General features: G+C 46.4%; 12 protein-coding genes. All 12 read right to left on the reverse strand.

Features of this window, described 5'->3' with window-relative positions; genetic code table 11:
* Nucleotides 1–227: 227 nt before the first annotated feature.
* Nucleotides 228–1,211: a formate dehydrogenase subunit gamma gene (locus L1D44_RS04140; RefSeq protein ID WP_239888940.1), complete on the reverse strand. Its 984-nt coding sequence runs from the start codon at nt 1,209–1,211 to the stop codon at nt 228–230.
* A 75-nt stretch (nt 1,212–1,286) separates the two neighbouring features.
* Nucleotides 1,287–1,856 carry a formate dehydrogenase FDH3 subunit beta gene (gene fdh3B, locus L1D44_RS04145; RefSeq protein ID WP_220768940.1) on the reverse strand — a complete coding sequence of 190 codons (570 nt, stop codon included), beginning with the start codon at nt 1,854–1,856 and terminating at the stop codon, nt 1,287–1,289.
* Between the two features lie 29 nt (nt 1,857–1,885).
* Entirely contained in the window at nt 1,886–4,759 is a 2,874-nt protein-coding gene (locus L1D44_RS04150) for a formate dehydrogenase subunit alpha (RefSeq protein WP_239888941.1), read from the reverse strand.
* Nucleotides 4,760–4,777: 18 nt separating this feature from the next.
* A complete protein-coding gene (locus L1D44_RS04155) occupies nt 4,778–4,975 on the reverse strand; it encodes a twin-arginine translocation signal domain-containing protein (RefSeq protein ID WP_220768938.1) in 198 nt (65 codons plus the stop codon).
* 899 nt (nt 4,976–5,874) lie between these two features.
* Entirely contained in the window at nt 5,875–6,855 is a 981-nt protein-coding gene (locus tag L1D44_RS04160; RefSeq protein ID WP_239888942.1) for a formate dehydrogenase subunit gamma, read from the reverse strand.
* Nucleotides 6,856–6,935: 80 nt separating this feature from the next.
* A complete protein-coding gene (gene fdh3B, locus L1D44_RS04165) occupies nt 6,936–7,505 on the reverse strand; it encodes a formate dehydrogenase FDH3 subunit beta (protein ID WP_239888943.1) in 570 nt (189 codons plus the stop codon).
* A gap of 29 nt (nt 7,506–7,534) precedes the next feature.
* Nucleotides 7,535–10,390, reverse strand: a complete 2,856-nt coding sequence (locus tag L1D44_RS04170; protein WP_239888944.1) for a formate dehydrogenase subunit alpha — start codon at nt 10,388–10,390, stop codon at nt 7,535–7,537.
* 18 nt (nt 10,391–10,408) lie between these two features.
* Complete coding sequence (locus L1D44_RS04175) at nt 10,409–10,606, reverse strand: twin-arginine translocation signal domain-containing protein (RefSeq protein WP_220768934.1); 198 nt, start codon at nt 10,604–10,606, stop codon at nt 10,409–10,411.
* 534 nt (nt 10,607–11,140) lie between these two features.
* Nucleotides 11,141–12,148, reverse strand: coding sequence for a formate dehydrogenase subunit gamma (locus L1D44_RS04180; RefSeq protein ID WP_239888945.1), 1,008 nt, complete (start codon nt 12,146–12,148; stop codon nt 11,141–11,143).
* Nucleotides 12,149–12,201: 53 nt separating this feature from the next.
* Complete coding sequence (gene fdh3B, locus L1D44_RS04185) at nt 12,202–12,789, reverse strand: formate dehydrogenase FDH3 subunit beta (RefSeq protein ID WP_220768932.1); 588 nt, start codon at nt 12,787–12,789, stop codon at nt 12,202–12,204.
* Nucleotides 12,790–12,815: 26 nt separating this feature from the next.
* Nucleotides 12,816–15,665, reverse strand: a complete 2,850-nt coding sequence (locus L1D44_RS04190; protein WP_239888946.1) for a formate dehydrogenase subunit alpha — start codon at nt 15,663–15,665, stop codon at nt 12,816–12,818.
* Nucleotides 15,666–15,680: 15 nt separating this feature from the next.
* The gene (locus tag L1D44_RS04195) at nt 15,681–15,881 is read right to left on the reverse strand and encodes a twin-arginine translocation signal domain-containing protein (protein ID WP_239888947.1); all 201 of its coding nucleotides are present in this window, start codon (nt 15,879–15,881) and stop codon (nt 15,681–15,683) included.
* Between the last annotated feature and the right edge of the window lie 40 nt (nt 15,882–15,921).

A 15,921-nucleotide genomic window follows, 5' to 3' on the forward strand; every position in this document is an offset into this window, starting at 1 on the left:
AAGAATCGGAAAATTGGAATGCACTAGCGGAGAGCAAAATTAGCACTTTAAATAAGCACAAAACGTGATTAGGTTATAACTTAGCGTTTCCTATCAATGAAATGTAGGTTTTTTTGTTAAGCGGGTCATACTTTAGCGATTGCGCATAAAGTGTACAGCTTCATTCTAATATAAAAACACCCCAGCAATGAATAGCTGAGGTGCTTAGGATTTAAGTGTAGAGAGGATTACTCTTTATACTTAAGGGTACCGTTCTCTTTGATCTCATCGAACCAAAGGTTATGGTGCTGGCTTGCCCATGTTTCATCACAGTAACCAGAAACCATACACTCCATACCACCTTCAGACATAATCGTTGCCATGAAGATATGCACGATTGAGAAAGCAGTAATGATGATAGCTGCGACAGAGTGAAGAATTAGCGCCACTAAGCTTAGCGTACGGCTTGGCTCGAACAAGTTAGGGAATAGCAGCAGCATACCCGATGCCGAAACAACTAGACCGAAAGCTGCGAAAGTCCAGAACCATAGCTTCTCACCGGCGTTTGCAAAACCTGCATCTGGGTGCTTGCCTTTGAATGGACCGAAGTTGATGTAACCACCAACAACCATCATCCACTTAAGGTCGTACATCTTCGGTAACTGGTTCTTAGCCCAAAGCACTGTCATTAACGCCCAGCCGATCATGAACGGAATTGCCATGATGTCGTGGATCTGCTTAGCAGCGTTAACTAGGCCAGCCCAGAAGCCTTCGCCTATGTACGGCTGGAAGAAGAAACGTCCAGCAAGTAGGGTTAAGCCTGTCAGAATCAATAGTAGGCAAGGAATCGCACCTAGCCAGTGAATCGAGACATCAAACTTAGACCAGCGATATACCAGCTTACCAGAGAAACCGCCATGAAGCTTAGAGATGCCGTTCACTTTGATAAACAGAATAAAGATGATGATCATGCCGAAAAGGGCTGCCATCATCGCAGGCGCAAGAATATCACTACGCAAGTCAAGAACACGTAGGTCATACATGTTAATCGCTTGACCGTGGAATTCACTTGTTGAAGTTGTACGCCCCTCTTCGCCCGCTTTTAGCTGAGCCCAGACTTGGCCGTTATTAACTTCAATCGTGTCACCCACTTTGTCAGTAGCATGGGCAAATACAGATACACTGAAGAACAGTGCAATTGCCACGCCTATGTGTTTGAACCATTTGTTCATATCAACTCCTGATTGCTGCAAGCCACCTCAGGTAGACAGCTTGCAGCGATTATGGACTAACTCAATATCTAAGGCTTAGCCCCAAACATTTTTGTTAGAACCACGGTATGCAACACGCTCACGGAAGATTGCAGAAACAACTTCTGCGTCACCCGCTAGTAGTGACTTAGTTGCACACAACTCAGCACACATAGGTAGCTTACCTTCAGCAATACGGTTTGCACCGTACTTCTGACGCTCTGCATCAGAGAAGTTCTCTTCTGGGCCGCCGGCACAGAAAGTACACTTGTCCATAACGCCACGAGCACCAAATGCACCCTTTTTAGGGAACTGAGGCGCGCCGAATGGGCAAGCGTATAGGCAGTAACCACAACCGATACAAGTATCTTTGTCGTGAAGTACGATGCCATCTTCTGTCTTGTAGAAACAGTTTGCTGGGCAAACTGCCATACAAGGTGCATCGCTACAGTGCATACATGCTACTGAGATAGACGCTTCGCCTTTCTCACCATCATTGATAGTCACTACGCGACGACGTTGAATTCCCCACTCTAGAGCAGAGTCGTTTTCGTTCTTACATGCTGTGACACAACCGTTACACTCGATGCAGCGCTTGGTATCACATAAAAATTTCATTGTAGCCATTCTGGCAATTCTCCTAGCGAATACTGCAATTATGCTTTAGCAATCTGACAAAGTGATGCTTTAGTTTCCTGCATCTGAGTCACAGGGTCATAACCATAAGTCATTACCGTGTTTGCTGACTCACCAACAATGTAAGGTTTAGTGCTAATGCCACCCGACTCTGGGTATTGCAGATCTTCACCATGCATAACACCCGCAAAGTGATAAGGCATCCAAGTTACACCAGGCTTAACGCGTGGAGTTACCATCGCCTTGATCTTAATACGACCACCTTCAGCGCCTTCAACCCAAACGTCATCACCGTCACGTAGACCGCGATCAGCAGCGTCTGCTGGGTTAATTTCAATGAACATCTCTTGCTGAAGCTCAGCAAGCCATGGGCAAGAACGAGACTCTTCACCACCACCTTCATACTCAACCAAACGGCCAGAAGTTACGATTAGTGGGTACTTCTTATCTAGATCGTCAGAGATCACTTTGTCTTGCAACGTCTTGAATAACGTTGGTAGACGGTGTACTTGCATGTCGTTATGAGTTGGGTATTTCTCAATTAGATCACGACGTGAAGTGTAGATTGGCTCACGGTGAACAGGCACTTCGTCTGGGAAAGTCCAAACGCGACAACGTGCTTTAGCGTTACCGTATGGCACCATGTTGTGTGCTAGTGCAACACGTACGATACCACCGCCTAAGTCAGTAGACCAAGTACGGTTTTCAGCTAGTGCCTTCTCTTCAGCAGTTAGCTCATCCCACCAGCCAAGTTGCTTCAGCATCTTGTCATCGAATTGTGGGTAACCGTCTTGGATATCAGCACCAACAGAAGCTGAGTCTTCAGCTAGAATGCTAACGCCTTCATGCTCAACACCGAAACGAGCACGGAAGTTACCACCACCTTGGTTAACGTTCATACCTGTGCGGTATAGAATCTGTGAACCTGGGTGCTTCTGCTCTGGCGTACCCCAACATGGCCAAGGTAGACCGTAAGTTTCGCCCTTGTTCACGCCACCTGGTGCTTCTAGTGTTTCTGAAGAGAAATCACCCCAGTTCATGGTGTGAGCACGGATACGCTCTGGGCTCCAACCTGTGTAACCGATTGAACGCATACCTTTAGCGTATTCACGCATGATGTCATCAGGATCTGGCATGTTGCCGTTAACCTTGATGTGCTTTGTCCATGTGTCAGCAATGCCTACATGCTTCGCTAAGCGGTACATGATTTCTAGGTCATTCTTAGACTCGAACATTGGCTCAACAACTTGCTGACGCCACTGTGCACTACGGCCAGAGTTGTTTACTGAACCCTCACACTCAAACTGAGTGGCTGCTGGTAACAAGTAAACGCCATCTTTACGACGGTGCATAACACCCGCCATTGTTGGATACGGGTCAACAACAACGACTGTTTCTAACTTGTCCAATGCATCACGCACTTCCATCTGACGAGTTTCAGTGTTGATTGACTGACCCCAGAAGAATGCTAGACGTAGGTTATCTTTTTGAGCAAGTTTGTCTTTAGCTTCTAACACACCATCTTGCCAGCGAGAACATGGCATACCAGGAGTGGTCATTGGGCTACGACCTAAGTAAGACTTTTGGTCGAAACGTGCTTTAACTGATTCATATGGTAGATCCCATACACGAGACCAGTGGTGCCATGCGCCTTCACCAACGCCGTAGTAGCCTGGTAAGTTATCGAATAGCAGACCCATGTCCGTTGCGCCCTGAACGTTGTCATGGCCACGGAAAATGTTAGTACCACCACCAGACACACCCATGTTACCTAGCACTAGCTGCAGGATAGAGTACATACGCGTGTTAGCGTTACCAACGTGGTGCTGAGTACCACCCATACACCAAATTACAGTACCTGGACGGTTAGTCGCCATCTGCTTCGCAGCAGCATAAACTGCATCGCGAGATACGCCAGTGACGTTTTCAACTTCTTCTGGAGTCCAACGCGCAGCTTCTTCACGGATCTTGTCCATGCCATAAGCACGTGTACGGATGAACTCTTTATCTTCCCAACCATTTTCAAAAATGTGCCACATTAGACCGTAAACCAAAGGAATATCGGTACCTGGACGTAATGGTAGGTGGATATCGGCGTGCGCCATAGTGCGAGAGAAACGTGGATCAGCAACAGTAATAGTCGCGCCGCGCTCTTTAGCGATCAGGATGTGCTGCATCGCAACTGGATGCGCCTCTGCTGGGTTTGCCCCAATCAGGAAGATATTTTTTGCGTTACGGATATCGTTGAAAGAGTTGGTTTGTGCACCATAACCCCAAGTATTCGCAACACCAGCAACTGTGGTTGAGTGACAGATACGCGCTGAATGGTCAACGTTGTTTGTGCCCCACATTGCCGCAAACTTACGGTACATGTATGCACCTTCGTTTGAGAACTTAGCGCTACCCATGAAGTAAACTGAGTCTGGACCTGATGTTTGATTGATCTCAAGCATCTTATCGCCGATTTCAGATACAGCCTGCTCCCATGAAAGCTTCTTCCACTTACCGCCTTCAAGCTTCATTGGGTACTTAACACGCTTATATGAGTGCGTGTGGTAACGTAGGCTCGCGCCTTTAGCACAGTGACCGCCAGAGTTGAATGGGTGGTCGAATGCAGGCTCTTGACCTGTCCACACACCGTTTTGAACTTCAGCGTATAAACCACAACCTACCGCACAAGCACTACATACTGTACGCTTGATTTCTGTTGGTGCATCGTGCGCAACAGTTTGAACCTTGGCTTCAGCTTTACGCATCATGCCTGTGCCCAATAAAGAAGCTGCTGCAATACCACCTGAAGTGATACCGGCTTGCTTCATAAACTGACGACGGCTAATACCTAGAGTCTTTTTCTCTACAGTCGGTGCCGCGTTAGATTTGCGAGTTAACTTCATCGCTTTACTTCTCCTAGACTAGCCGCGTAAGCTATTGTAATAACTGCGGATATGTGCAGTTTCATGATAGCCATTGTCATTATTTGTGCTAACTTTACTTTCACTTGCTTGAGCAACACTTACGCCAGTTGCGGCGATAGCGACACTTGCGGTGCCACCGATAGTCAGTGCTTTCAGCAAAGATCTGCGGTTCAGATCAGGCTGTTGCTTCTTCATTTTTACTCCTGGTAGGAAGGAATACTCTGGTTATAAAAACTTAAGACAGCCCTAATAACGCGACCATTTACAATGTAACCAAGAGACTTGTAACGCAAATGCTCAATATTGTAAAAAATGTATAATTATTAGGGGTATCCAACAATATAGCCGGCGTAATATAAAGAATTTCGATTTCTTAAAAGTTGATCGAAATCTGATTAAACCTCCGATTTAAGCGCATATCTACAGAAACTGTTAACTAGCGCACATTTATAAATACCAACAAACGCTCAACCACAAAAAAGAACCACAAAAACCAATCAAAACAAAAATAAAAGAACAACTATCACAGTAAGTTACAAACAAAAATCCAAATAATACCAATCATTAACACATATTGCCAACTAACCACCCTTTTGCATGGTTTCAGGCGATTTTAGCCATATTATAATGCCGACTTGTTACAGCCATGTAGCGACCAGGCGGAGCCTCAGCCAATACCATCAGCTCCTATATCAAGCCGTAACTCAGCTCTGATTTAGGCACTTGCACTAGGCTAATAACAAGACTTCCCCATCTGTGGTATGAAGCTGTGTTTGAATGAATTAATAAGCCAAGCATCGCTTGAAGAGGATAAGCCAACATCGACCGCTAATCGGAGGCCTAGTAGCTAATGCAGTGCCGTTCTCACTTGAACACGCACGGTTTCAGATAAAGTCTAATTGGCGATAGGCTCAACGCCTTAAAGTAAAAGAGAGTTGCTAAGCCGTATTAGCAGGCCGATGTGTACTAATGAAGCTCAATCCCTGCTAGTTTCAGTCAAAACTTAATTGATAATAAGAAGTAGGCAGTTTAGGGATAAAAACAAAAATGCCCCGACTAAGTCGGGGCATTTTTAGGCGATAATGCAATTAGCATTAGTCTTTGTACTTAAGGGTACCGTTCTCTTTGATCTCATCGAACCAAAGGTTATGGTGCTGGCTTGCCCATGTTTCATCACAGTAACCAGAAACCATACACTCCATACCGCCTTCTGACATAACCGTTGCCATGAAGATATGCACGATTGAGAAAGCAGTGATGATGATAGCACCGATAGAGTGAAGAATTAGCGCCACTAAGCTCAGTGTACGGCTAGGCTCGAACAAGTTCGGGAATAGCAACAGCATACCCGATGCTGAAACCACTAAACCGAACACAGCGAATGCCCAGAACCATAATTTCTCACCCGCGTTAGCAAAACCCGCGTCTGGATGCTTACCTTTGAATGGACCGAAGTTGATGTAACCACCAACAACCATCATCCACTTAAGGTCATACATCTTAGGCATCTGGTTCTTAGCCCAAAGCACAGTCATAAGTGCCCAACCAATCATGAACGGGATCGCCATGATGTCGTGGATCTGCTTAGCACCGTTCACTAGACCAGCCCAAAGGCCTTCGCCAATGTACGGCTGGAAGAAGAAACGTCCAGCAAGTAGGGTTAAGCCTGTCAGGATCAATAACAGACAAGGGATCGCACCTAGCCAGTGAATTGATACATCAAACTTAGACCAACGGTAAACCAGCTTGCCTGAGAAACCACCGTGCAGCTTCGAAATGCCATTCACCTTGATAAACAAGACAAAGATGATGATCATGCCGAAAAGGGCAGCCATCATAGCTGGAGCAAGAATATCACTGCGCAATTCAAGTACACGCAGGTCATAGGTGTTGATTGCTTGACCGTGGAATTCACTCTTTGAAGTCGTGTAGCCGTCCTCACCCGCTTTTAGCTGAGACCAGATTTGACCATTTACTTCATTAGTGTCACCCACTTTAGGGGCATCGTGGGCAAATACAGACACACTAAATAACAGTGCAATTGCCACGCCTATGTGTTTTAACCATTTGTTCATAATACGTCCTCTTTTACCACTGAGTGACTCAAGCGAATGAGCCACTCAGGGTACGTTAGAAGTTAGTCAACCTAAGTTGATTAACCCCAAACTGCGTTTTTAGAACCACGGTATGCAACACGCTCACGGAAGATATTAGAGATAACCTCTGCATCACCCGCTAGTAGTGACTTAGTTGCACACAACTCAGCACACATAGGTAGCTTACCTTCAGCAATACGGTTTGCACCGTACTTCTGACGCTCTGCATCAGAGAAGTTCTCTTCTGGGCCACCGGCACAGAAAGTACACTTATCCATCTTACCGCGAGCACCGAACGCACCTGATTTAGGGAACTGTGGCGCACCAAATGGGCAAGCGTATAGACAGTAACCACAACCGATACAAGTATCTTTGTCGTGAAGTACGATGCCATCTTCTGTCTTGTAGAAACAGTTTGCAGGACAAACTGCCATACAAGGTGCATCACTACAGTGCATACACGCTACTGAGATAGACGCTTCGCCTTTAACACCGTCATTGATAGTCACTACGCGACGACGTTGAATTCCCCACTCTAGAGCAGAGTCGTTTTCGTTCTTACATGCTGTGACACAACCGTTACACTCGATGCAGCGCTTGGTATCACATAAAAATTTCATTGTAGCCATTCTGGCAATTCTCCTAGCTAATTCTGCACTTAGGCTTTAGTGATCTGACATAGCGATGCTTTGGTTTCCTGCATCTGAGTCACAGGGTCATAACCATAAGTCAATGCAGTGTTAGCTGATTCACCGATAACGTAAGGAACAGTACCTTCTGGATAGTTAGGCGCTAAGCTTTCGCCGTGCATTTCACCCGCGAAGTGGTAAGGCATCCAAGTTACACCAGGCTTAACGCGTGGAGTGACCATTGCCTTGATCTTAATACGACCACCTTCAGCACCTTCTAGCCATACAGTGTCGCCGTCACGAATACCACGATCAGCCGCATCGGCAGGGTTGATTTCAACAAACATCTCTTGTTGAAGCTCAGCAAGCCATGGGTTTGAACGCGACTCTTCACCACCACCTTCGTACTCAACCAGACGACCAGAAGTCAGACCTAATGGGTACTTATCTGTGTTGTCATTGTCTTGAATAGTCTTGTATAGCGTTGGTAGACGGTGTACTTGCATGTCTGCGTAAGTTGGGTACTTAGACACAAGATCACGACGTGGCGTGTATAGCGGCTCACGGTGAACAGGTACTTCGTCTGGGAATGTCCAAACGATACAACGTGCCTTAGCGTTACCGAATGGGATACAACCGTGCTTCATAGCCACACGTTGGATACCACCAGAGATATCGGTCTTCCAGTTCTTACCTTCAGCTTCCGCTTTTTCAGCCGCTGTTAGGTCATCCCACCAGCCTAATTGCTTAAGCATGTCAGCAGTGAACTCTGGGTAACCGTCTTGGATTTCAGCGCCTTTAGAGTAGCTGCCTTCAGCAAGTAGGTTCTTACCTTTATACTCAACACCGTAACGAGCACGGAAGTTACCGCCACCCTCAAGTACGTGTTTGTTTGTGTTATAAAGGATCTGTGTGCCAGGGTGCTTCTGCTCTGGCGTCCCCCAACATGGCCAAGGTAGACCGTAAGTCTCGCCTTTAGCAGGACCGCCTGCAGCTTCAAGTGTCTTGTTGCTGAATGTGCCCCAGTTCATGGTGTGCTCTTTGATACGCTCAGGGCTTTGACCTGACATACCAATTGTCCACATACCGCGGTTGATTTCGCGAGTCACGTCTTCGATAACGAGAACGTCGTTGGCATCTTTAGCGATACGCTTAGTATATTCGTCAGCAAAACCAAGCTTTTGAGATAGACGGTACATGATCTCAAGGTCAGTCTTAGATTCGAATAGAGGCTGGATAACCTGCTCGCGCCACTGCTGGCTACGACCTGAGTTAGATACAGAACCTTGAGTTTCGAACTGAGTTGCAGCTGGTAGAAGGTAAACACCATTCTTACGACGGTGCATAACACCTGCCATTGTTGGGAAAGGATCCACAACAACTACAGTGTCCATCTTGTCTAGTGCATCACGAACATCGTTCTGACGAGTTTCAGTGTTCACTGATTGGCCCCAGAAAAATGCCATGCGAACACGGTCTTTCTGCGCTAATTTCTCGGGGGTTTCTAGAACACCATCGTGCCAACGTGAACAAGGAATACCAGGGGTATTCATTGGAATACGGCCTAGGTATGAGTTTTGGTCGAAACGCGCCTTAACCCAATCGTAGTCCAAGTCCCAAACGTTACACCAGTGCTTCCAAGAGCCAGTCTTAAGACCGTAGTAACCAGGTAGTGTATCGAACAGTAGACCTAAGTCAGTCGCACCCTGTACGTTATCGTGACCACGGAAAATGTTAGTACCGCCACCAGACACACCCATGTTACCAAGGGCTAGCTGAAGGATACAGTACGCACGAGTGTTAGCATTACCTACGTGATGCTGAGTACCACCCATACACCAAACAACAGTACCTGGACGGTTTTCCGCCATTAGCTTAGCTGCTTGATAAACTTCTTCTTCGCTACAACCTGTGATGTTAGCGACTTCTTTCGGTGGGAACTTCTTCACTTCCTCACGGATAGTATCCATTTCGAATACACGTTGCTGGATAAATGTCTTATCTTCCCAACCGTTTTCGAAGATGTGCCATAGCATACCGTAGATAAATGGAATATCTGTACCTGGACGTAGGCCACAGTGAAGATCTGCGTGAGCAGCTGTGCGAGAGAAACGTGGATCAACCACGATAATCTTAGCGTTATTCTTCTCTTTAGCGATCAAGATATGCTGCATTGCAACAGGATGCGCTTCAGCAGGGTTTGACCCGATGAAGAAGATTGCGTTTGCATTCTGGATATCGTTGAAAGAGTTAGTTTGCGCACCGTAACCCCAAGTGTTAGCAACACCGGCTACAGTGGTAGAGTGACAAATACGTGCAGAGTGGTCGACGTTGTTCGTGCCCCACATTGCCGCAAATTTACGGTACATGTAGCAGCCTTCGTTCGAGAACTTAGCGCTACCCATGAAGTACACTGAGTCTGGACCCGATTCTTTACGAATGCTCTGCATCTGGTCGCCAACTTCGTTGAAAGCTTGCTCCCAAGATAATTTTTTCCACTTACCATCAACAAGCTTCATTGGGTACTTAAGACGCTTCTCACCATGACCATGTTCACGTAGTGCAGCACCTTTAGCACAGTGACCGCCGGCATTGAATGGGTGATCGAAAGCTGGCTCTTGACCTGTCCAAACGCCATTTTGTACTTCAGCGTATAGACCACAACCTACCGCACAGGCGCTACATACAGTACGCTTGATTTCAGTTGGTGCATCATGTGGGATATCTTTGGCTTCTGCGCGACGCATCATGCCTGTGCCCAACAAAGAAGCCGCTGCAATACCACCAGATGTGATACCTGCTTGCTTCATAAATTGACGACGGCTAAGACCTAGAGTTTTTTTCTCTACGGTTGGTGCCGCGTTGGATTTGCGAGTTAACTTCATCGCTTTACTTCTCCTAAACTAGCCGCGTAAGCTATTGTAATAACTGCGAATATGTGCAGTTTCATGATAGCCATTGTCATTGGTTGTTCTGACTTTACTTTCACTTGCTTGAGCAACACTTACGCCAGTGGCGGCGATAGCGACACTTGCAGTGCCACCGATAGTCAGTGCTTTCAGCAAAGATCTGCGGTTCAGATCAGGCTGTTGCTTCTTCATTTTTACTCCTGGTAGAAAGGAATACTCTGGTTATAAAAATTTAAGATAAACCTAATAACACTACCGTCCACAATGTAAATCAAACACTTGTTAAGCGAATGTTTAAAATGTAAAAAGCATTTATTTATTAAGGATATCCAACAAAATAGCCCGAGTAATATAAAGAATTTCAGTATGTAAAAAATTGATCTGAATCCGGTTAAATTTCTACTTTAACCAGAATTTTGGCAAAACTGTTAAGCTGTGCGTATTTACTGAAGCCAAGATACAGGAAAGTACAAAAAACACCCAAAACAAACATTAGGCATCTTTATCAAAAATGTAACAATTACAATCCATTACTACTGCTTATTTTACTAATGCCAATTATTAACATTTACATCATTGAAAGACGTTTTTTATACCAAATTCATTTTTACGGGGCAGCATGGCTATAGCGATTTGATTAAATCAGCGGTAAGTTGTTACCGAGCTTCAGAAATAAAAATGCCCCGACTAAGTCGAGGCATTTTTTATTTGATAGCTAAGTAAGTATTAGTCTTTATAGACGATACTATTACTCTCTTTCAATTCATCGTACCAAAGATTGTGATGCTGGATTGCCCAGTTCTCATCGCAGTAACCCGATACCATGCACTCCATACCACCTTCACTTAATACCGTTGCCATCCAAATATGAACGATAGTAAATGCGATAATGATAACCGCGCTAATAGCGTGGATTAACAGTGCAGCCATCGAAGCCTCACGCGGCAGATCTAAACCTGGTAATACCAGCATTAAACCCGATGCGGCGATAAACAAACCAAAAATGGTTAAGGTCCAGAACCACATCTTTTCACCGGCGTTAGCAAATCCACTATCAGGATGCTTACCTTTAAATGGTCCAAAGTTGACGTAACCACCAACCACGAGGAACCACTTTAAGTCATACATCTTGAAGGTCTGCATCGGCATCCACTTTACAACGCACAGGATCCAAGACACGATAAATATCGGCCCGACCCAATCGTGTATTGTTTTGCTGCCGTAAATCAGTCCAGCCCACAGGCCCTCTCCGACATAAGGCTGCAATATGTGTTTGCCTAGCATGATGTTAAGACCCGTGAAGATCAGCGCTAAACAAGAGGTCGCTAATACCCAGTGGATCCATAGATCCGCTTTTGACCAACGTAGCACCATTTTTCCGGAAAAGCCTTTGCCCAATTTAGAGGGACCATTGACTAAATAGAAAAATAGAAATGCAGCAAAAACACCCACAACAGTAATTCCCATCACGGGAGTTAAATACTCATTGCGAACATCCTTTCCTTCATTACCCACTACATTGATTAGCACACCAGTCTCAATGCCTTTGGCTACAGTGTAACCAGAGTCACCCGCCTTAACCGCGCGCCATAGATCAGCATCATTGGTTGCAGCTTGTTGCTGACTCGTTTGGTCATCCGCAGCCATTGCTGAAGCACTATGTCCCAACCCCATTGAAAATATCAACGGAATAACTAGCAATGCAAACAGGCTGCGCAGTGATTTCATAAACATACTCACTCCTTTATTGGACTGCGGGTCGAAACCCACAGTCCTATTCAGCCAGACTAGCCAGTTGTTGGGGTGTAGCCCCAGATAGCTCCAGGAGCACCTCGTGCGGCAGAGCGTTCACGGAAGATGTTTGAAACAACTTCAGCATCACCTGCTAATAACGCCTTAGTCGCACAAAGCTCTGCACACATAGGTAACTTGCCTTCAGCAATACGGTTTGCACCGTATAACTTACGCTCTGCTTCAGAGAAATCAGGCTCTGGACCACCAGCACAGAAAGTACACTTGTCCATCTTACCGCGACTACCAAATGCTGTCTTCTTAGGGAACTGAGGCGCTCCGAAAGGACAAGCATAGAAGCAGTAACCACAACCGATACAGGTTTCTTTGTTGTGTAAGACGATGCCGTCTTCAGTACGGTAGAAACAGTCTGCAGGACAAACTGCCATACAAGGTGCATCTGTACAGTGCATACATGCCACTGAGATTGACGCTTCACCCGGCTCACCATCATTTAGTGTAACCACGCGACGGCGCTGGATCCCCCAGCCAATGGCTGAGGCGTTTTCGTTTTTACATGCCGTGACGCAACCGTTACACTCGATGCAGCGCTTGGTGTCACATAGGAATTTCATGACTGCCATAATGGCTTATCTCCTCATCAAGTTAATTAGGCTTTGCTGACCTGACACAAGCTCACTTTCGTCTCTTGCATCTGAGTCACAACATCATAACCATAGGTCATTACCGTATTAGCAGCTTCGCCAATTACGTAAGGAACCGTGCCTTCTGGGTAGTTCTTCTCTAGGCTCTTGCCTTCGAATACACCCGCGAAGTGATATGGCATGAAACATTCGCCTGGTACAACTCGTGGAATGACCATAGCCTTAACGGTGATTTTCGCACCTTCTGGACTATGAACGAATACGTCGTCACCATCACGAATACCGCGATCGGCAGCATCTGCTGGGTTGATCTCGATAAACATCTCTTGCTGTAGTTCAGCAAGCCATGGGTTAGAACGTGTTTCTTCACCACCACCTTCGTACTCAACCAAACGGCCAGTCGTAATGATTAATGGGAAACCTTTACTGAAATCCTGCTCCTGAATTGTCTTATACAGGGTCGGTAGACGGGCAACCATACGGTCTTCGTAAGTTGGGTACTTAGCAACCAAGTCACGACGAGGTGTGTATAGTGGCTCACGGTGCAGTGGGATATCATCAGGGAAGTTCCAAACGATACAACGCGCTTTCGCGTTACCGTATGGGATACAACCATGTGCAATAGCCACACGCTGAATACCACCAGAGATATCTGTCTTCCAGTTTTTACCTTCAGCAGCCGCTTTCTCTTCTGCTGTAAGGTCGTCCCACCAGCCAAGCTGCTTCAGCATCTTGTCGGTAAACTCTGGATAACCGTCTTTGATTTCACTGCCCTTAGAGTAAGAGCCTTCAGCCAAAATGTTAACGCCGTTATGCTCAACACCATAACGGGCACGGAAGTTACCACCACCGTACTTAACTTCACGACCTGTACGATAAAGGATCTGAGTACCAGGATGCTTCATCTCTGGCGTACCCCAACATGGCCAAGGTAGACCATATGTCTCACCTTTAGCTGGGCCACCTGGTGCTTCAAGCGATTTAATATCGAATGTGCCCCAGTTTTCTTGGTGCATCTTCAAACGCTCAGGGCTTTGACCTGTGTAACCAATAGTCCACATACCACGGTTGTATTCACGAGTGATATCTTCAATCAATGGCTCATCACCATTAACTTTAATATGCTTGAAGAACTCTTTATCGATGCCCCACTTCTTGGCAAGCTTGTACATGATCACATGGTCAGGCTTAGATTCGAAGAGTGGTTCAATAACCTTAGTACGCCACTGAAGTGAACGGTTTGAAGCCGATACAGATCCGTAAGTTTCAAACTGAGTACATGCTGGTAGCAGGTAAACGCCATCGGTACGCTCATGCATCACACCCGCCATTGTTGGGAACGGATCCACAACAACAACCGTCTTCATCTTGTTCAATGCTTCACGCACTTCACGACCACGGGTTTCGGTGTTAACCGACTGGCCCCAGAAGAATGCCATATGGATGTTATCTTTCTGAGCAATCTTAGACTTGTCTTCCAGTACACCATCATGCCAACGTGAACATGGGATACCGGTAGAGGTCATAGGATCTTGACCTAAACGTGGCTCTTGGTCGAAGCGGCTCTTAACCCACTCGTAATCCAAGTCCCAAACGTTACACCAATGCTTCCAAGAGCCGGTCTTCAGACCGTAATAACCCGGTAGCGTATCGAACAGTAGACCGAAGTCAGTCGCGCCCTGTACGTTATCGTGGCCACGGAAGATGTTAGTACCACCACCCGATACCCCCATATTACCTAGGGCTAGCTGCAAGATACAGTAAGCACGTGTGTTGGCATTACCTACGTGGTGCTGAGTACCACCCATACACCAAACAATTGTACCTGGCTTAGTTTCAGCCAGTAGCTTAGCGACACGGTACATTTGCTCTTCAGTTGCGCCAACTACGTTGGCAACTTCAGCAGGAGGGTATTTCTTCACCTCTTCACGGATACGTTCCATACCGTAAACACGTTGATCGATGAAGGTTTGATCTTCCCAGCCATTCTCAAAAATGTGCCAAAGCAGACCATAAATGAAAGGAATATCCGTACCTGGACGAATATGCACGAACTCGTCAGACTTAGCTGCAGTTCGGGTGAAACGAGGGTCGACAACGATAATCTTCGCGCCGCGCTCTTTACCTTCCAGAATATGTTGCATCGAAACTGGGTGAGCTTCACAAGGGTTTGAGCCGATGAACATCATCGCCTTAGCATTGCGAATATCGTTGAAAGAGTTGGTTTGCGCACCATAGCCCCAAGTGTTTGCAACACCGGCTACAGTGGTAGAGTGACAAATACGTGCAGAGTGGTCGACGTTGTTCGTGCCCCACATTGCCGCAAATTTGCGGTACATATAAGCTTGTTCGTTAGAGAACTTCGCACTACCCATGAAGAATATCGAGTCAGGACCCGATTCTTTACGAATATCTAGTGCTTTTTGGCCAACTTCTTCAATCGCTTGATCCCATGAAAGACGCTTCCACTTGCCGCCTTCTAACTTCATTGGATACTTAAGACGCTTTTCACCGTGTCCATGCTCACGTAGAGCCGCACCTTTTGCACAGTGTCCACCCGCGTTAAATGGGTGATCGAATGCAGGTTCTTGGCCTGTCCATACACCGTTTTGAACTTCGGCATAAACACCGCAGCCTACAGAGCAATGAGAACAGATGGTACGTTTAGTTTCGGTGGGGGTGTCGTGGGGAATATCTTTAGCTTCGGCTTTGCGCATCATACCTGCGCCAAGCATAGATGCCGCTGCAATACCGCCTGTCGCGAGGCTCGCGGACTTGAGGAATTGGCGACGGTTTAGACCTAATACTGCCTTATTACTTTTGACAGCTTGGTCTATTTTGCGGGTTAATCGCATCACACTCTCCTTTAATTATTTGCTGCGCAATGTGTCGTAATAACTACGAACATGGTCAGACTCTTGGTAACCGCTGCCTTTTTTCGCAACAGGTGCGAGTTCAGGTTGTGCGGCAAGAGCTTGTCCACTGGCAGTTGCAACTGCGCCAGCCGCACCGCCGATAGCCAATGCTTTAAGCAGTTGACGACGGCCCATGTCGGAAGCTTGCTTCTTCATAGTGTCTCCTTAGATTTACTGAAATTAAGATAGGAAGTTA

The sequence above is a fragment of the Shewanella sp. Isolate13 genome (assembly GCF_022398325.1).
Classification (GTDB): domain Bacteria; phylum Pseudomonadota; class Gammaproteobacteria; order Enterobacterales; family Shewanellaceae; genus Shewanella.